The sequence below is a fragment of the Bacillus sp. FSL W8-0629 genome (assembly GCF_038593225.1).
Taxonomy (GTDB): Bacteria; Bacillota; Bacilli; order Bacillales; family Bacillaceae; genus Bacillus; species Bacillus altitudinis.
This window is the reverse complement of record NZ_CP151975.1, coordinates 2,493,040-2,512,359: the sequence shown is the minus strand read 5'-3', so window position 1 is coordinate 2,512,359 and position 19,320 is coordinate 2,493,040. Positions and strand designations below refer to the sequence as shown.

General features: G+C 41.1%; 15 protein-coding genes and 1 other annotated feature (1 of these 16 only partly in view). All 15 genes read left to right on the top strand.

Annotated elements, in window-relative coordinates:
* Positions 1 to 64, top strand: a binding site (T-box leader); it begins 184 nt to the left of the window's first position.
* Positions 65 to 186: 122 nt separating this feature from the next.
* The 15 genes from ilvB to NSQ17_RS12885 all read left to right on the top strand — a co-directional run bounded on the left by ilvB (position 187) and on the right by NSQ17_RS12885 (position 19,240).
* Entirely contained in the window at positions 187 to 1,911 is a 1,725-nt protein-coding gene (ilvB, locus tag NSQ17_RS12955; RefSeq protein WP_047946274.1) for an acetolactate synthase large subunit, read from the top strand.
* Entirely contained in the window at positions 1,908 to 2,426 is a 519-nt protein-coding gene (gene ilvN / locus NSQ17_RS12950; protein WP_007501584.1) for an acetolactate synthase small subunit, read from the top strand. Before ilvB ends, ilvN begins: the two co-directional genes overlap by 4 nt.
* Before the next feature lie 18 nt (positions 2,427 to 2,444).
* Entirely contained in the window at positions 2,445 to 3,473 is a 1,029-nt protein-coding gene (ilvC, locus tag NSQ17_RS12945; protein ID WP_007501581.1) for a ketol-acid reductoisomerase, read from the top strand.
* The gene (locus tag NSQ17_RS12940; protein ID WP_008342850.1) at positions 3,460 to 5,013 is read left to right on the top strand and encodes a 2-isopropylmalate synthase; all 1,554 of its coding nucleotides are present in this window, start codon (positions 3,460 to 3,462) and stop codon (positions 5,011 to 5,013) included. Before ilvC ends, NSQ17_RS12940 begins: the two co-directional genes overlap by 14 nt.
* A gap of 18 nt (positions 5,014 to 5,031) precedes the next feature.
* Positions 5,032 to 6,129 carry a 3-isopropylmalate dehydrogenase gene (leuB, locus tag NSQ17_RS12935; RefSeq protein ID WP_342467473.1) on the top strand — a complete coding sequence of 366 codons (1,098 nt, stop codon included), beginning with the start codon at positions 5,032 to 5,034 and terminating at the stop codon, positions 6,127 to 6,129.
* 42 nt (positions 6,130 to 6,171) lie between these two features.
* Positions 6,172 to 7,587, top strand: coding sequence for a 3-isopropylmalate dehydratase large subunit (gene leuC, locus NSQ17_RS12930; protein WP_041090960.1), 1,416 nt, complete (start codon positions 6,172 to 6,174; stop codon positions 7,585 to 7,587).
* Positions 7,588 to 7,602: 15 nt separating this feature from the next.
* Entirely contained in the window at positions 7,603 to 8,202 is a 600-nt protein-coding gene (leuD, locus tag NSQ17_RS12925; RefSeq protein ID WP_008342843.1) for a 3-isopropylmalate dehydratase small subunit, read from the top strand.
* A gap of 123 nt (positions 8,203 to 8,325) precedes the next feature.
* The gene (gene ddcA / locus NSQ17_RS12920; RefSeq protein ID WP_008342841.1) at positions 8,326 to 9,333 is read left to right on the top strand and encodes a DNA damage checkpoint antagonist DdcA; all 1,008 of its coding nucleotides are present in this window, start codon (positions 8,326 to 8,328) and stop codon (positions 9,331 to 9,333) included.
* Between the two features lie 240 nt (positions 9,334 to 9,573).
* Positions 9,574 to 10,848 carry a trigger factor gene (tig, locus tag NSQ17_RS12915; RefSeq protein ID WP_017358146.1) on the top strand — a complete coding sequence of 425 codons (1,275 nt, stop codon included), beginning with the start codon at positions 9,574 to 9,576 and terminating at the stop codon, positions 10,846 to 10,848.
* Between the two features lie 251 nt (positions 10,849 to 11,099).
* Positions 11,100 to 12,365 (top strand): ATP-dependent protease ATP-binding subunit ClpX, encoded by a 1,266-nt coding sequence (gene clpX / locus NSQ17_RS12910; protein ID WP_017358145.1) that lies wholly within the window; start codon positions 11,100 to 11,102, stop codon positions 12,363 to 12,365.
* A 139-nt stretch (positions 12,366 to 12,504) separates the two neighbouring features.
* Entirely contained in the window at positions 12,505 to 14,166 is a 1,662-nt protein-coding gene (gene lonB, locus NSQ17_RS12905) for an ATP-dependent protease LonB (RefSeq protein WP_007501566.1), read from the top strand.
* 171 nt (positions 14,167 to 14,337) lie between these two features.
* Positions 14,338 to 16,662, top strand: a complete 2,325-nt coding sequence (gene lon / locus NSQ17_RS12900) for an endopeptidase La (RefSeq protein WP_096881697.1) — start codon at positions 14,338 to 14,340, stop codon at positions 16,660 to 16,662.
* Positions 16,659 to 17,246: a ribosome biogenesis GTP-binding protein YihA/YsxC gene (yihA, locus tag NSQ17_RS12895; protein WP_007501562.1), complete on the top strand. Its 588-nt coding sequence runs from the start codon at positions 16,659 to 16,661 to the stop codon at positions 17,244 to 17,246. The genes lon and yihA overlap by 4 nt, the downstream gene beginning before the upstream one ends.
* Positions 17,247 to 17,695: 449 nt before the next feature.
* Positions 17,696 to 18,844 (top strand): MFS transporter, encoded by a 1,149-nt coding sequence (locus NSQ17_RS12890; protein WP_301231174.1) that lies wholly within the window; start codon positions 17,696 to 17,698, stop codon positions 18,842 to 18,844.
* Positions 18,845 to 19,240 (top strand): hypothetical protein, encoded by a 396-nt coding sequence (locus NSQ17_RS12885; RefSeq protein ID WP_035701766.1) that lies wholly within the window; start codon positions 18,845 to 18,847, stop codon positions 19,238 to 19,240.
* Positions 19,241 to 19,320: the final 80 nt, after the last annotated feature.

The following is a 19,320-nucleotide window of genomic DNA, read 5'->3' as shown; positions in this document are numbered from 1 at the left end:
CGGCAGCATGATTTGCCGTGAACAAGGGTGGTACCGCGAAAAACAAAGCTTTTTCGCCCCTTTGACCTAGTGAAAAGTAGTGTCATTGTGGGGTGAGAAGGCTTTTTTATATGGTCTCATATCTCTATCTTGAATGGAAAAGGGTGAAAGGACTTGACTGAAGCAAGACAAAGAGGAGGAAATCAAATGGGGACAAATGTACAAATGGAGACGGAAAAATCAAATGCACCACAAACGATGAACGGTGCACTCATGTTAATTGAAGCACTCAAAAGAGAAAAAGTAGAAGTCATTTTTGGTTATCCTGGCGGAGCCGTTTTACCGATCTACGATAAAATTTACGATTCTGGTTTATTTCATGTCCTGCCAAGACATGAGCAAGGAGCGATTCACGCAGCGGAGGGATACGCAAGAGTATCTGGTAAACCAGGCGTTGTTATTGCCACATCAGGACCGGGGGCAACCAACCTAGTCACAGGAATTGCGGATGCGATGATTGATTCACTACCTATGGTTATCTTCACTGGACAGGTGGCAACCTCAGTCATTGGATCAGATGCTTTCCAAGAAGCAGATGTACTTGGTATCACAATGCCAATCACAAAACACAGCTATCAAGTGAGACGCCCAGAAGAGTTACCGGGTGTCATTAAAGAGGCATTTCACATCGCAACAACCGGCAGACCTGGTCCAGTCTTGATTGATATTCCAAAAGATGTCGCTGGCATTGAAGGGACATTTGAATACGATCAGCCAATCGATTTGCCAGGTTATCAGCCGAAAATTGAGCCGAATTATTTGCAAATTCGCAAGTTAGTAGAAGCTGTAAGCAGAGCAAAGAAACCAGTTATTCTAGCAGGAGCTGGCGTTCTTCACGGCAAAGCGTCGGAAGAATTAAGGCAATATGTAGAGCAGCAACAAATCCCTGTCGCTCATACATTGCTTGGGCTTGGTGGATTCCCAGCAAAGCATCCTCTTTTCCTAGGAATGGCGGGTATGCACGGCACATATGCAGCGAACATGGCACTACATCAATGTGACTTACTCATTTCAATCGGAGCGAGATTTGATGACAGGGTAACCGGCAACCTCAATCATTTTGCAAAGCATGCGAAGGTTGCTCATATTGACATCGACCCAGCGGAAATTGGTAAAAACATTCACACCCATATCCCAGTTGTTGGTGACAGTAAGCTAGTGCTTCAAGAACTGATCAAGCAGGACGGGAAAAAAGGTGAATCAGACGAGTGGAAGAGCCAGCTAAATCAGTGGAAGGAAGAATATCCACTCTGGTATGTCGAAAACGAAGCTGAAGGCTTTAAGCCTCAAAAGCTGATCGAATACATTCATCAATTTACAAAAGGTGAAGCCATTGTGGCAACTGATGTCGGACAGCACCAAATGTGGGCTGCGCAGTTCTATCCATTCGAAAATGCCGATAAATGGGTGACATCTGGTGGGCTTGGCACAATGGGATTTGGTTTACCGGCAGCGATTGGCGCGCAGCTAGCTGATCAAGAGGCAACGGTTGTGGCGATTTTAGGAGACGGAGGTTTCCAAATGACCCTGCAAGAACTTGCCGTTATCCGTGAGCTGAACCTTCCAGTGAAAGTGATTGTTCTCAATAATCACAGTCTTGGAATGGTAAGACAATGGCAAGAAATTTTTTACGAAGAACGCTACTCACATTCTAAATTTTCAGAGCAGCCAGACTTCGTGAAATTATCTGAAGCTTATGGCATTAAAGGGATCAGAATCTCATCAGACGAAGAGGCGCAAGAAAAGCTAGAAGAAGCATTAACGTCTAGAGAGCCTGTTTTCATCGATGTCAATGTAGCGAGAGATGAGAAAGTATTCCCGATGGTAGCACCGGGGAAAGGACTTCATGAGATGGTGGGGGTGAAACCTTGAAAAGAATTATTGTGTTGACTGTATTAAATCGATCAGGCGTACTGAACAGAATCACAGGCCTTTTTACCAAAAGACACTACAATATTGAAAGCATTACGGTCGGCCATTCTGAGATTCAAGATGTATCACGCATCACGTTCGTCGTCCATGTAGACCAGGAGAAAGACATCGAACAGCTGACAAAACAGCTGAACAAACAAATCGATGTCCTCAAAGTAACGGATATTACAAACCAATCAATCGTTCAGCGAGAGCTGGCTTTGATAAAAGTCGTATCTGCACCAGCATCTAGAATGGAGATCACGGGGGTCATTGAACCTTTTAGGGCTTCTATTGTAGATGTGAGCAGAGAAAGTGTCGTCATTCAGGTGACAGGTGAGTCTTCAAAAATTGAAGCACTCATTGAATTACTTAAGCCATACGGCATTAAAGAAGTCGCCAGAACTGGCACCACGGCCTTTGCGAGAGATAATCAGCAAAAGCCGCAAACAAATAAAACAATTTCAATTGTCTAAACAAAAGGAGAGAGTCAAATGGTAAAAGTATATTATAACGGTGATATTCAAGAAAACGTATTAAACGGTCAAAAGGTAGCTATCATTGGTTACGGATCACAAGGTCATGCACATGCATTGAACTTAAAAGAGAGCGGCGTAGATGTCATTGTCGGCGTAAGAAAAGGCGGATCTTATACAAAAGCACAAGAAGACGGTCATCAAGTATTCACAGTAAAAGAAGCAGCAGCACAAGCAGATGTCGTCATGGTATTACTTCCAGATGAGCAGCAAAAGAAAGTATATGATGAAGAAATCAAAGATCAATTAGAAGCAGGGAATTCACTTGTATTCGCACACGGATTCAACGTTCACTTCCATCAAATTGTTCCTCCAAGTGACGTAGATGTGTATCTTGTGGCTCCAAAAGGTCCAGGACATCTTGTAAGAAGAACATATGAGCAAGGCGCTGGTGTACCTGCACTATTTGCTATCTATCAAGATGTATCAGGTCAAGCGAAAGACAAAGCACTTGCTTATGCAAAAGCAATCGGCGGAGCAAGAGCGGGCGTTCTTGAAACAACATTTAAAGAAGAAACAGAAACGGATCTATTCGGTGAGCAGGCAGTTCTTTGTGGAGGTCTTACTTCATTAGTAAAAGCAGGTTTTGAAACATTAACAGAAGCTGGTTATCAGCCGGAGCTTGCATACTTCGAGTGTCTGCATGAACTGAAATTGATCGTTGACCTTATGTATGAAGAAGGATTAGAAGGTATGAGATATTCCATCTCTGATACAGCGCAGTGGGGTGACTTCGTATCAGGACCACGCGTTGTGGATGCAAAAGTAAAAGAATCAATGAAAGCAGTCTTGACTGACATCCAAAACGGAACATTCGCGAAAGAATGGATTGTTGAAAACCAAGTGAATCGTCCACGTTTCAATGCGATCAATGCAAATGAAAATGAGCACCAAATTGAAATCGTCGGAAGAAAGCTTCGTGAAATGATGCCTTTCGTTAAACAAGGAAAGAAAAAGGAAGCGGTGAGCGTCGGTGCGAAAAATTAATTTTTTTGACACAACACTTCGAGATGGAGAGCAATCACCAGGAGTGAACTTAAATGCACAAGAAAAGCTAATCATTGCTAAGCAGCTTGAGCGCCTTGGGGTTAATATCATTGAAGCGGGTTTTCCCGCTTCATCCCGAGGGGATTTCTTAGGCGTACAAGAAATTGCAAGAACGATTAAGAACTGTTCAGTTGCAGGACTTGCACGATGTGTGAAAGGTGACATTGATGCTGCATGGGACGCATTAAAAGATGGAGCTCAACCAAGAATACACGTCTTTATTGCGACTTCTGACATTCACCTCAAGCATAAGCTAAAGAAAACACGTGAAGAAGTGGTTGAACAAGCTGTTTCAATGGTGAAATACGCGAAAGAGCGCTTCCCAGTTGTTCAGTGGTCAGCAGAAGATGCATGCCGGACAGATCTTTCTTTCCTAGCAGAAATTGTAGAAAAAGTGATCGACGCAGGCGCAAGTGTCATTAACTTGCCTGACACTGTTGGATACCTAGCACCAAAAGAGTACGGAAATATCTTTAAATATATGAAGGAACACGTTCCAAATATCGATCAAGTCATATTGTCAGCACACTGTCATGATGATTTAGGAATGGCTGTAGCGAACTCACTTGCTGCCATTGAAAATGGAGCAGATCAAATTGAAACAGCTGTCAACGGTATTGGAGAGCGCGCAGGAAATGCTGCTTTAGAAGAAATTGCAGTTGCCCTTCATATTCGCAAAGACTTTTACCAAGTCGAATCAACCATTCAGTTGAATGAAATTAAGCGCACAAGTGATGTAGTGAGCAAATACTCAGGTATGATTGTACCGCGTAATAAAGCAGTCGTTGGAAACAATGCATTTGCCCATGAATCAGGTATTCACCAAGATGGATTCCTCAAAGAAAAAACAACCTATGAAATTATCTCTCCAGAGCTTGTAGGCGTCACAACAGATGTGCTTGTCCTTGGTAAACACTCCGGAAGACACGCGTTTAAAGACCGCTTAAAAACACTCGGCTTTAAATTGACTGAAGAAGAAATCAATAAGTTCTTCGAAACGTTTAAGAACTTAACAGAGAAGAAGAAAGAAATCACAGATGATGATTTAATCTCTATTATATTAGAAGAAAAAGTAGCAGACCGTAAAATTGGCTATGAATTTGAAAGTCTTCAAGTTCACTATGGGACAGAGCAAATGCCGACAGCAACAGTCTCTCTTAAAAATCAAGAAACGCAGGAAGTCATTCAAGAAGCAGCTACAGGTGCAGGCAGTGTAGAAGCTGTGTACAACACGCTTGAGCGCTGTATGGAGGAAAGAATTCATTTGCTAGATTATCGTATTCAATCCAATGGAAAAGGCAGAGACGCACTAGCGGAAGTATATGTCACTGTTTCAATAGAAGGAAAAGAAACAGCAGGACGCGGTGTAGCGCAAGATGTGCTGGAAGCATCGGCTAAAGCTTACGTCAATGCAGTGAATAGACATTTAATCTTTAAATCAAACCTAATAGAAATTGAGAAACATCACGCCATCTCATAAGAAAGGAGGAAGGGACTCATGAAAAAGAAAATTGCACTTTTGCCCGGCGATGGAATCGGACCGGAAGTCGTCACATCAGCCGTCGCTGTCCTGAAAGAGACAGCGGCTCAATTTCAACACGAATTTGAATTCGAAACAGCTCTCATTGGCGGTATAGCGATAGATGAAAAAAACAATCCGCTCCCTAAAGAAACAGTAGAAGTGTGCAAAAGCGCAGATGCGATTTTATTAGGAGCCGTTGGCGGACCAAAGTGGGATCAAAACCCGCCAGAACTTCGCCCAGAAAAAGGCTTGCTCTCCATTCGCAAACAGCTGGACTTATTTGCGAACATCCGCCCTGTCAAAGTATTTGATAGCTTGAGTGAGGCTTCACCGTTAAAACAAGATCACATTAACGGAGTAGATTTCGTCATCGTTCGTGAATTAACTGGAGGCCTCTACTTTGGCGAACCAAGTGAGCGCTACACGGATGATGAAGGAAAAGAAGCTGCGGTTGATACACTTCTTTATACAAAGGAAGAGATTGTTCGTGTATTAAAAGAAGCGTTCGACATGGCGTTAACGAGACGGAAAAAAGTAACGTCTGTGGATAAAGCGAATGTTCTCGCTTCGAGTAAACTATGGCGGGATGCGGTAGAAGAAGTTGCATCCCAGTATCCAGATGTCGCATATGAGCACATGCTCGTCGATAATGCCGCGATGCAGCTGATTTATAAGCCCGCTCAATTTGATGTCATCGTGACAGAGAATATGTTTGGTGACATTTTAAGTGACGAAGCATCTATGATTACTGGCTCACTCGGCATGCTGCCATCTGCTAGTTTATCAAGCACCGGCCTTCATTTATATGAGCCGATTCATGGTTCAGCACCCGATATTGCGGGGCAAAATGTCGCAAACCCTCTGGCTACTATATTGTCAGCAGCCAGCTTGCTTAGAACATCCTTTGCTCTAGAAGAAGAAGCGGCTGCAATTGAAGCAGCTGTGGAAGCCGTTCTTGCCTCTGGCAAACGAACAAAGGACCTAGCAGCAAAAGAGGGAACGTATGAAACGACTGATGATATCACGCAAGCCGTTGTAGATGCACTCAAACAACGTACGAAAACCATTGTATAAATAGAAATCTTGTTGAATTAGGTAGAGGGAGGAAAAAGGGTTATGCCTCGAACAATCATCGAAAAAATATGGGATCAGCATGTTGTCAAAAATGGCGAGGGAAAACCAGACCTTTTATATATTGATCTGCACTTGGTGCATGAGGTGACGTCACCTCAAGCATTTGAAGGATTAAGACAAAAAGGGCGCAAGGTGCGAAGACCACAAAACACATTTGCGACGATGGATCATAACATTCCGACTGTGAATCGATTTGTGATCAAAGATGAGATTGCGAAGAAGCAAGTCAGTGCTCTAGAGCGCAACTGTGCTGAATTCGGGGTCCGTCTAGCTGACCTTCACAGTGTAGACCAAGGAATCGTTCATGTCGTTGGACCAGAGCTTGGTTTAACACTTCCGGGGAAAACAATCGTGTGTGGAGATAGTCATACATCTACTCATGGCGCATTTGGTGCACTTGCCTTTGGGATTGGCACAAGTGAGGTTGAGCATGTGCTTTCCACACAAACACTTTGGCAGCAGCGTCCGAAGACACTAGAAATTAGAGTAGACGGAACGCTTCAAAAAGGGGTAACAGCCAAAGATGTCATTTTAGCAGTCATTGGCGCACATGGCGTGAAGTTCGGTTCAGGTTATGTCATTGAATACACTGGGGAAGTATTCAGAAACATGTCAATGGATGAGCGGATGACCGTTTGTAATATGTCAATTGAAGCAGGCGCAAGAGCAGGATTGATCGCACCTGATGAAGTGACCTTTGAATATTGCCGCGGACGCAAATACGCACCGCAGGGTGAAGATTTCGAAGCAGCGATAAAAGAATGGAAAGAACTAAGAACAGATCCGGGTGCGACCTATGATAAAACCATTGTTTTAGATGGAAATCATATTTCACCAATGGTCACGTGGGGAATTAACCCAGGAATGGTGCTCCCTGTGGATGCAGCAATTCCAGGACCTGAAGATTTTGCACAAGAAGATGACCAAAAAGAAGCAAAACGTGCTTATGAATACATGGGGGTTCACCCGCATCAGCGTATTGAAGATATTACGATTGAGCATGTGTTTATTGGCTCATGTACGAACTCAAGAATGACTGATTTACGCCAAGCCGCTTCTATGATTGAAGGACAAAAAGTAGCTGATCATGTCAGAGCGATTGTGGTTCCCGGCTCACAAAGTGTCAAACTGCAAGCAGAAGAAGAAGGTCTTCATAAAATTTTCCTAGAAGCAGGATTTGAATGGAGAGAATCTGGCTGTAGTATGTGCCTCAGCATGAATAACGATGTGGTGCCAGAAGGTGAACGCTGTGCATCTACATCAAACCGTAACTTTGAGGGACGTCAAGGGAAGGGTGCAAGAACGCATCTTGTCAGCCCGGCAATGGCTGCAATGGCTGCCATACATGGCCGATTTGTCGATGTCAGGAAGTTTAATCAAGAGAAAACAGTCGTGTAAGGAGTTGTGTCATAGATGGAGCCTTTAGTCACTCATAAAGGAAAAGCCGCTGTGCTTAACCGTATAAATGTAGATACAGATCAAATCATTCCGAAACAATTTTTGAAAAGAATCGAACGAACAGGATATGGCCGATTTGCCTTTTTTGACTGGCGATATTTGGCAGATGGTAGTCCGAATCCAGATTTTGAACTCAATCAGCCGATTTATGAAGGAGCCTCTATTTTGATCGCAGGCGAAAACTTTGGCTGCGGATCATCAAGGGAACATGCGCCTTGGGCACTTGATGATTATGGATTCAAAATTGTCATTGCCCCATCTTTCGCCGATATTTTTCATCAAAACTGTTTTAAAAACGGGATGCTTCCAATTCGTCTTGATTATGATGTGTGGAAAACGTTTGCTGCATCATATGAAAACAAAGGATATGAAATGACAGTTGATCTGGAAAAACAACAGATTCAAGACCATGAAGGGAATGTTACTCCTTTCGATGTAGATCCACACTGGAGAGAAATGCTCCTGAATGGCTATGATGAGATTTCATTAACATTGTTACTAGAAGATGAGATTCAAGCATTTGAAGAAAAACGTAGCAGCTGGCTGCGTGCATAAACAACGAGAAGCCGTCCCCGTGGTGTGACGGCTTCTTTTTTGCATGAAAACCTCTCGTTACTTGTGTTTACTAACCTTCGTTGGTAAACTGATAAAAAATATGCGCCCGAAAGGAACGTAAGCATGAAACATGACAAGAAGAAAGATAATGTCATTTTGTTTCCTGGTCTGAAAGAAAGACTGATTGAAAAAGGAATGGCAGCATTAAAAGATAAACAGTATCAAGAGGCGCTTCACTTATTTTCAGAAGCGAAATCGTATGATGACGATGAAGAATCCGATATTCATCTCGGTATGGCGATTTGTTTTCTAGAGCTTGGTGAGCTGCAGGATGCAAAGCGAGTCTGTGAAAAGATGCTACATGAAGGATATGGCCACTATTTCACTGTGCTTCAAGTATATATGACCATCTTAATTCAGCTGAAAGAGTACGAGGAAGTCAAACAAACAATTGAGGCAGTCCTTGAAGAAAATCACCTTCCAGCAGAAAGCGCGGAGCATTTTTATAAGCTGCTTGAATTTAGCAGAAAGATGATTGAATCACCAGAAGAGATTTTAGACGAAGACGAGGAAGGCAGCGGAGAAATCAATATAGATGAAATGCTCGAGCGGCCAGAAGAGCAGGTGCAGTTCATCCATTCGCTGAAAGACCGAAACATCACGCCGCATATGGGTCTATTAAATACGATCCTACAAAAGCCTGATGGAAACCCTTTGGTCAAATCATTGATCCTGCAACTTCTGTCAGATCATGATGTGGCAAAGCCGGTTCATGTGACGAAGTTCGGTGATTCTTTAACGCTTGTTCCTTCTGAGGCTGTCAAGCCAGAGCAAATGCCACTGCTTCAGCAAGTCCTTCGAAAGCTCGATGACACACTTGGCAATGAGAACCCAACCCTTTACCAAGGAGTTGAAGAGTTATGGCGCCGGCACTTATTTGTGCTATATCCATTTCTTCCTAAATATACGGATCCGAATCTTTGGGCTGCGGCACTTCATAAAGTCGGCTATGAAATGCATGGAATCGAGATTGACCTCGAAGAATTGCATTTATTGTATGATTTTAACGAACGAGAGCTGAGAGAAGCTTGTACAATGCTGAAAGATATTGAAGAAATTTCTTATTTGTAATTTGTCGATTTAGTTGAAAGACGGACTTGTTATGTTATAATATAATGGTTGTATTTGTGCATATATCGTGCGGTTGTAAGATTCCAACGGTTGAAAGACGTTATGTATAATCAAGTCAAATGTTGTATACATAAGACCGCTTCTTTAGCGGAGTGCGTGGTTTTTGATTGGACGAAGTCTTTATGATGCTTTAGAATGTAACAACGCACAATCTGAATAGATTTTTGGAGGGAAACACACATGTCAGTAAAATGGGAAAAACAAGAAGGTAACGAAGGTGTCTTAACAGTAGAAGTTGACGCTGAAACATTTAACAAAGCACTTGATGATGCATTTAAGAAAGTAGTTAAGCAAGTATCAATCCCTGGATTCCGTAAAGGAAAAGTACCACGTGGTCTTTTCGAGCAGCGTTTTGGAGTAGAATCTCTTTATCAAGATGCACTAGATATTCTTCTTCCAGTTGAATATCCGAAAGCAATCGACGAAGCTGGTATCGAGCCGGTTGACCGCCCTGAAATCGATGTTGAGAAAATCGAAAAAGGCGAAAGCTTAATCTTCACTGCAAAAGTAACAGTGAAGCCAGAAGTAAAACTTGGTGACTACAAAGGTCTTAACGTAGAAAAAGACGACACATCTGTATCTGATGAAGATGTCCAAGAAGAGTTAAAAGCTATGCAAAACCGTCAAGCTGAGCTTGTTGTCAAAGAAGAAGGCGCAATCGAAAACGGCGATACAGTTGTTCTAGATTTCGAAGGATTCGTTGATGGAGAAGCATTCGAAGGCGGAAAAGCTGAGAACTACTCTCTTGAAGTAGGTTCTGGTTCATTCATCCCTGGTTTCGAAGAGCAATTGGTTGGTCTTGAAGCAGGGGCAGAAAAAGACGTTGAAGTGACATTCCCAGAAGAATATCATGCTGAAGACCTTGCAGGTAAACCAGCTGTATTCAAAGTGAAAATTCATGAAATCAAAGCAAAAGAACTTCCAGCACTTGACGATGAGTTCGCTAAAGATGTTGATGAAGAAGTTGAAACGATTGCTGAATTAACTGAAAAAACGAAGAAACGTCTTGAAGAAGCAAAAGAAAACGAAGCAGAAGGCAAACTTCGTGAAGAGTTAGTAGCAAAAGCTTCTGAAAATGCGGAAGTTGACGTTCCTCAAGCGATGGTTGACACTGAGCTAGACCGCATGATGAAAGAATTCGAACAACGTCTTCAAATGCAAGGGATGAACCTTGAGCTTTACTTCCAGTTCTCTGGACAAGATGAAGATGCGCTAAAAGAGCAAATGAAAGAAGATGCTGCTAAACGCGTAAAATCTAATCTTACTCTTGAAGCAATTGCTGCTGCAGAAGACCTACAAGTGTCTGATGAAGAAGTGGAAGAAGAACTTTCAAAAATGGCTGAAGCATACAACATGCCAGTTGAAAATATCAAACAAGCGATCGGTTCTACTGAAGCAATGAAAGAAGATTTAAAAGTTCGTAAAGCAATTGATTTTCTTGTAGAAAACCGTTAATATGGTGCATAATAATAAAACAGGGCGCGAGTGACTCGTGCCTTGTTTTGTACAATTTTTGACTTATCATCGCTTCTTTTGGAAACGATAGTGTAAGTCGCATCTTTCTGTCATACATATCTCAATGTGCAGTGTTACAAACACATCATTACCGTCTTTTAGGAAAGTATGGTAAAATGCATACATACTGGACCCAGAAGGGTAGCTGACTGTTAGCTACAGGCAAGTGAAGAAGAATAAGGGGTGAAAGAATGTTTAAATTCAACGAGGAAAAAGGTCAATTAAAATGCTCGTTTTGCGGAAAAACGCAAGATCAAGTGCGTAAACTGGTCGCAGGACCTGGCGTATATATATGTGATGAATGTATCGAGCTTTGCACGGAAATAGTTGAAGAAGAGCTCGGTACTGAGGAAGAAGTTGAATTCAAGGATGTTCCGAAACCTCATGAAATCCGGGAAATTCTTGATGAATATGTCATCGGACAAGAGAATGCGAAGAAATCCTTAGCTGTAGCGGTTTATAACCATTACAAGCGGATTAATTCCAACAGTAAGATTGATGATGTTGAGCTTTCGAAAAGTAACATTTCTATGATTGGACCTACAGGAAGTGGTAAAACATTACTTGCTCAAACGCTTGCACGTATTTTAAATGTTCCATTTGCGATTGCAGATGCGACGTCTTTAACAGAAGCAGGTTACGTTGGGGAAGACGTAGAGAATATTTTACTAAAGCTGATTCAAGCAGCAGATTATGATGTAGAAAAAGCTGAAAAAGGCATTATCTACATCGATGAGATCGATAAAGTAGCAAGAAAATCAGAAAACCCTTCTATCACTCGTGATGTATCTGGGGAAGGTGTACAGCAAGCCCTTTTGAAAATTCTTGAAGGAACAGTCGCTAGTGTACCGCCTCAAGGTGGACGTAAGCATCCTCATCAAGAATTCATTCAAATTGATACAACAAATATCCTCTTCATTTGTGGTGGAGCCTTTGACGGCATTGAGCAAATCATCAAACGCCGCCTAGGTCAAAAAGTCATTGGATTCGGTGCGGAAAATAAAATTGAAGATCTTGAAAAAGAAGTCCTTCTATCAAAAGTTCTGCCAGAAGACTTACTTCGCTTCGGTTTAATCCCAGAATTCATCGGTCGTCTTCCGGTTATTGCAAGCCTAGAGCCGTTAGATGAAAAAGCACTTGTAGAAATCTTGACGAAGCCTAAAAATGCGCTCGTTAAGCAATATACAAAAATGCTTGAGCTTGATGATGTTGAGCTTGAGTTTGAAGAAGATGCTCTTAGCGAAATTGCGAAAAAAGCAATTGAGCGTAAAACAGGAGCTCGTGGTCTTCGCTCCATCATTGAAGGCATCATGCTTGATGTGATGTTTGATCTTCCATCTCGTGATGATATTGAGAAATGTGTCATTACTGGTGAAACGGTTGCTGATGGTGAGCCGCCACGTCTTGTCTTAAAAGACGGTACAGTCGTGAATAAAGATACAAAAACATCAGCATAAGCCCATTTGAATGACTCCTGAATCTTTTGATTCAGGAGTTTTTTATTTATCGTGGAAGTTGTGTTTATTCCGTCCAGCTCTAGGAAATACTAGCAGACAGAAACCAATACATAACGATAGATGAAGGAGGGAGCACCGATTGAGCTGGACAGGAATCGTATTATTCATACAACTGTTCTTTGGTATCGTCATCGGGTTGTACTTTTGGAACTTACTGAAAAATCAGCGCACACAAAAGGTGACGATCGATAAAGAATCGAAGAAAGAAATGGAAGCACTCAGAAAGATGCGATCCATTAAACTGAGTGAACCTTTATCAGAGAGAGTCCGGCCAAAGGGGTTTCAAGATATTGTAGGGCAGGAAGACGGTATACGTGCACTTAAAGCTGCCCTGTGTGGACCGAACCCGCAACATGTCATCGTCTACGGGCCGCCTGGTGTTGGAAAAACAGCTGCTGCCCGTCTAGTGATGGAAGAGGCGAAGCGTCACGCTGATTCACCATTTAAAAAAGATGCAGTATTTGTTGAGCTTGATGCCACAACGGCAAGATTTGATGAACGAGGCATCGCAGACCCCTTGATTGGTTCCGTACATGATCCCATTTATCAAGGAGCAGGGGCCATGGGACAGGCAGGCATTCCGCAGCCGAAACAAGGAGCCGTCACACATGCTCATGGCGGCGTTCTCTTTATCGATGAAATTGGAGAACTGCATCCGATTCAAATGAACAAAATGCTCAAAGTGCTAGAAGATCGAAAAGTGTTTTTAGATAGTGCTTATTACAGTGAAGAAAATACGCAAATCCCGAATCACATCCATGATATTTTTCAAAATGGGTTGCCCGCTGATTTTCGACTGATTGGCGCCACGACAAGAACACCGGACGAAATTCCGCCGGCTATTCGATCAAGATGTTTGGAGATTTTCTTCAAGGATTTGGATCAGCATGAGCTGAAAATTGTTGCAGCTAAAGCAGTCGAGAAAATACAGAAGGAATTAAGTGACGAAGGACTGAACCTGTTAACATCCTATGTGAAAAATGGACGTGAAGCGGTCAACATGGTACAGATCGCCGCAGGTATGGCTGTCACTGAAAACCGAAAAGATATTACGATCGCCGATGTAGAATGGGTCATTCATTCAAGCCAGCTGACACCAAGATATGAACAAAAAGTACCGGAAAAGCCAAAGGTAGGAGTAGTAAATGGTCTTGCCGTGTATGGACCGAACAGCGGGGCTCTGCTTGAAATTGAAGTGAACATTTGTAAAGCGCTTGAAAAAGGCAGTATCAATATTACTGGTATTGCGGAAGAAGAAAGCATCGGCAATCAGTCGAAATCGATCAGACGGAAAAGTATGGCGAAGGGCTCAGTTGAAAATGTCTTAACCGTGCTTCGAAACTTAGGCATACGAACAAATGAATATGATATCCACATTAATTTTCCGGCTGGTGCCCCGATTGATGGGCCGTCTGCTGGAATTGCGATGGCCACAGCCATTTTCTCAGCCATTCATCAAATTCCGATTGATCATTTAACGGCGATGACCGGTGAGATTGGATTACAAGGTCAGGTGAAGCCGATCGGCGGTGTCATACCAAAAATCAAGGCAGCCAAACAAGCGGGTGTCAAAACAGTGATCATCCCTTATGACAATCAGCAGTCGATCTTAAAAGAGATTGAAGGGGTTACGATTGTGCCTGTGAAGCATTTCCAAGAAGTGCTGGATCAGTGTTTGGTCAATCCGCCAGATGAGAAGAAAGATGGACTAGAAGAAGAAATGAAAAGGAAATCTGTTTAATCCCCATCTCATATGGGGATTTTTTAGTGAAATAGATCTTTTTTTCTTTTTCAAGATAAAAAGAAAGGGTATACTACGGTAAGATCATCATTTCTCAAGTCTTTTACATTGTACAAGACTGAAACAGGTATATTATAATGATTCATACTAGTGACGGAGGTGTCTATCAACATGGCAGATGAAATCAAAAAGAATGTTCCGCTCCTTCCATTGCGAGGCTTGCTTGTTTATCCAACAATGGTCTTGCATTTGGACGTTGGGCGCGAAAAGTCTGTTCAAGCATTAGAACAGGCCATGATGAACGATCATATGATTTTTCTAGCAACACAGCGGGAAATTTCAATAGATGAACCAGGTGAAGAGGAAATTTTCAAAGTCGGCACCTACACAAAAATTAAACAAATGCTGAAGCTGCCAAATGGAACGATCCGTGTGCTCGTCGAAGGCTTAAATCGAGCGCAGATCGAATCCTACATGGAGCTAGAAGACTATACGTCAGTCGATATTAAAGAGTTGACAGAAGAAGAATTAAAGGACGCAGAAGCAGAAGCACTCATGCGCACTTTGTTAGATCACTTTGATCAGTACATAAAAATTTCAAAAAAAATCTCAGCTGAAACATATGCAACGGTGACGGATATTGAAGAACCTGGAAGAATGGCGGATATCGTCGCTTCCCACCTTCCTTTGAAATTAAAAGACAAGCAAGAAGTGCTGGAAACAGTCGATGTCAAAAAACGATTGAATCGGGTCATCAGTCTCATTCACAATGAAAAAGAAGTGCTAGAGATTGAAAAGAAAATTGGCCAGCGTGTCAAACGTTCAATGGAGCGAACGCAAAAAGAATATTATTTGCGCGAACAAATGAAAGCTATTCAAAAAGAGCTTGGAGACAAAGAGGGGAAAACAGGCGAAGTCAGTACGCTTATGGCTAAAATTGAAGAGTCCGGCATGCCAGATTCCGTTCGTGAAACGGCTTTAAAAGAACTGAACCGTTATGAAAAAATCCCTTCAAGCTCTGCTGAGAGTTCTGTCATTCGCAATTATATTGATTGGCTGATCAATCTGCCGTGGGGCACTTATACAGAAGATCGTCTAGATTTAAAGCTTGCAAGCGAAATTTTAGATGACGAGCACCACGGGCTTGAAAAAGTAAAAGAGCGGGTACTCGAATATCTTGCTGTTCAGAAACTGACAAATTCATTAAAGGGACCGATTCTTTGCTTAGCAGGACCTCCTGGGGTAGGGAAGACGTCACTTGCTAAATCCATTGCCAAATCACTCGATCGAAAGTTTATCCGTATCTCTCTTGGCGGTGTACGTGATGAATCTGAGATCCGTGGTCATCGAAGAACTTATGTAGGTGCGATGCCTGGCCGTATCATTCGCGGGATGAGCAAGGCGGGCACAATGAATCCGGTCTTTCTTTTAGATGAAATTGATAAAATGTCTTCTGACTTTAGGGGAGATCCGTCTTCTGCGATGCTTGAAGTGTTAGATCCAGAGCAAAATCATAACTTTAGCGATCATTATATTGAAGAGACATTTGATTTATCTCAAGTCTTATTTATCGCAACTGCCAACAATTTAGCAACCATTCCAGGTCCACTTCGTGATAGAATGGAGATTATCACGATTGCAGGGTATACGGAAGTTGAAAAAGCAGAAATTGTGAAAGATCACCTTCTGCCGAAGCAGCTAAAGGAGCACGGATTAAAGAAAGGGAACTTGCAGCTTCGTGAAGCAGCGATTTACGATATGATTCGCTATTACACGAGAGAAGCAGGAGTCCGCGGGTTAGAGCGTCAGCTTGCGGCGATTTGCCGAAAAGCGGCAAGAGCAATTGTGGCTGAAGACCGCAAACGCATTACAGTGACGGAAAAGAATTTATCTGAATTCCTCGGAAAAAGACTTTACCGTTATGGTCAGGCGGAAACGACAGATCAGGTCGGCGTTGTCACAGGCCTTGCATATACCACAGTTGGCGGAGACACCTTGTCCATCGAGGTCTCACTCTCACCGGGTAAAGGCAAGCTTTTGCTAACAGGTAAGCTCGGTGATGTCATGAGAGAATCTGCGCAGGCGGCATTCAGTTATGTTCGTTCAAAAGCAGATGAACTGAACATTGACCCTCAATTTAATGAAAAGCACGATATTCACATCCATGTTCCAGAGGGTGCGGTTCCAAAGGACGGGCCATCAGCTGGTATTACCATTGCGACGGCTCTTGTATCAGCACTCACAGGACGTCCTGTTTCAAAAGAGGTTGGCATGACAGGAGAAATTACGTTAAGAGGAAGAGTGCTTCCGATTGGCGGATTAAAAGAAAAAGCATTAGGCGCACATCGTGCAGGACTGAAAACGATTATTCTTCCAAAGGACAATGAGAAGGATATTGATGATATTCCTGAAAGTGTGAGAGAAGGATTAACTTTTATTCCGGTTTCACATTTAGATGAGGTGCTTGAGAAAGCGTTAGTAGGAGAGGGAAGATGAAAGTAACAAAATCAGATATCGTCATTAGTGCGGTGAAACCAGAGCAGTACCCGAGCGGGGGACTGCCTGAGATCGCACTTGCTGGACGATCAAATGTTGGAAAGTCCTCGTTCATTAACTCATTGATTAATCGGAAAAATTTAGCGCGTACGTCTTCTAAACCAGGAAAGACCCAGACGCTTAATTTTTACATTATTAATGATATGCTCCATTTTGTGGACGTCCCAGGTTATGGCTTTGCAAAAGTATCAAAAACAGAGCGCGAAGCATGGGGGAGAATGATCGAAACGTATATTACAATGCGTGAAGAGTTAAAAGCAGTCGTCCAAATTGTGGATCTGCGTCATAAGCCATCCGCAGATGATGTGAACATGTATGAATTCCTTAAATACTATGGAGTTCCTGTGATCATTATTGCGACAAAGGCCGATAAAATTCCAAAAGGCAAATGGGAAAAGCATGCGAAAGTCGTCAAACAGACACTCGACATCGACCCATCAGATGAATTAATCCTTTTCTCTTCTGAAACAAAAAAGGGAAAAGATGAAGCCTGGAATGCGATCCTTGCGAAGATTAACAGCTAAGAAGATAATAAAAAGTTGTAAGAAAACATTTGTTTTCTTACAACTTTTTTTCATATGCTGAGAAAAACATAGAACTTGAAGGAAAGCGATTAAGTTTAAATTCGTTCTGTTTCTAGAAATTATTGAATGCCGAAAGTTTATTTAAATAGATGCTAAATTATAATTAATTTACATATTTACAAATAAAATCAAGTGCAGTAATATGATATTGAAAATATTTCAGATAGGAGTGGTAATAATGAAATTAAAAGCAAGAACTTGTTACAATTACTCACTAAATGAAATGAAGGAAAAACAATCAAAACTGAAAGCGAGAACATGCTATAATTACTCGCTAAATGAAATGAAAGAAATACAAAAGGAATTAAAGAAAAAGTAAGAGAGTATAATGAGAAACAGAGGTTTTTTAGAATCTCTGTTTCTTAACACTTAAATAAGGAATAGTGTACATGAATATTAGTAGAGTGAGTACATTAGTTTATTTGGATACTATGATTGTTTTCATAGGGGCACTAGTTTGGACTGGATTGCCTCTTTATTTCTTTGAGATGACTGGTTCATATTTTTATGCAGGCAGTATGTATTTGATTGGTGGCTTTTCGTTTATTTTAAGTAATATTGTGAGCAACTATTTATTTAAAGTTTTATCTAGATACACGGCAAAATTTTTCGTCACCACATTGTCTATCCTAACCCTTGCTTCGTTTTTTGCTTTAAACAATCAATTATTTAATCTAATGTTTTTTTTAATGCTTGCTTTTCAATTTTTTATAAATGGCTTATCGTTTATTTTAGAATCGGGATTTAACATGTTTTTATCCAATCAACCCCATAAAGATATTGCATATCGTAATATGTTTTTACTCTCAGCTAAAACAATTGGTTTCTTTAGTGGGCCAATTTTGTTTATATTCTTTGGATCAGAAATGTATCTTGTTTTTCTGCTCTTTTTTATTGGTTTGTTGGTTTATGAGTATTTGTATCCAATTGTTGCCCAGTTGAAAATCGAAAGTATATCTTTCGCGAATGTTGAAATATTTAAAAAAGTACCAAAGAGTTATTTGTTCATCATGTTTATTGATGGGATGTTTTTACCTGTAGTAATGAATTATTCGTTTATTATTCTGAAAGAAACGTTTTCGGCAAGTGATCTTACTGTATCATTATTTTGGCTAATTGGCGGAGTATCTGTTTTACTAGGAAATCTATTGATCCGAAGAATGGATATACAAAAAATACATTCGAAAGTCTATCTTATAACGATATATCTCATGTTTGGGTTAATTCTAATGATTTTAGCGCCCAATAGTTCACTGTTTTTAATTGGTTTTTTTATTTTGACACTCATTAACCCGTTGTTTATGAGCTTAATCAAAGCATCTTTTTTAGTTTTTTTTGATCCTCACTATAGAAGTATGGCACTTGCAGGTATGAATACATTGAATCAGCTAGGAACGATATTAATCATTACAGTGATTACATTCATGTTGGAAAGTTCGAAATTTTTCAATATTGCTTACATCATTCCATTATGTCTTTGTATAGGAATCATTCGATTTTTGATTCTAAAAAATATTTTAAAAAGGGGAATTCAATGAATGGATAAAGTGAGTTATCCTGACTTTTCGGTGGACTTAGTAGAAGCATGTTTGAAGTTTGGTTACTATTTTGAAGGAATGGATAAAGAGAATGTCACTCGATTAGTAGATCAATACAAAAAATTTTGGTTCATGATCAAAAAATATCCCGATTGTTCTTTTGCCCCAAATACTGAAATTGATGAGGTTTGGCATTTACATATGCTGTTACCACAAAACTATTATTACGATTGTATGTCGTATTTCGGCATTATTTTAGCTCATGATGCTGGATTTGGGAATCAAGCTGATGAAGTGGATATACTAAATGAAATGTTTGATAGCGGAAATGATTTATGGGAAAAAGAATTTGGATTTAGATTACCTGATGAAAATGAACTTAAGACGAAACCATAAAAATGACAATAATTGCTTGACAGTGACACTGATATCAATTTAATGATACTTGACATAAGGGGAGAAAAACAAAACCGCCT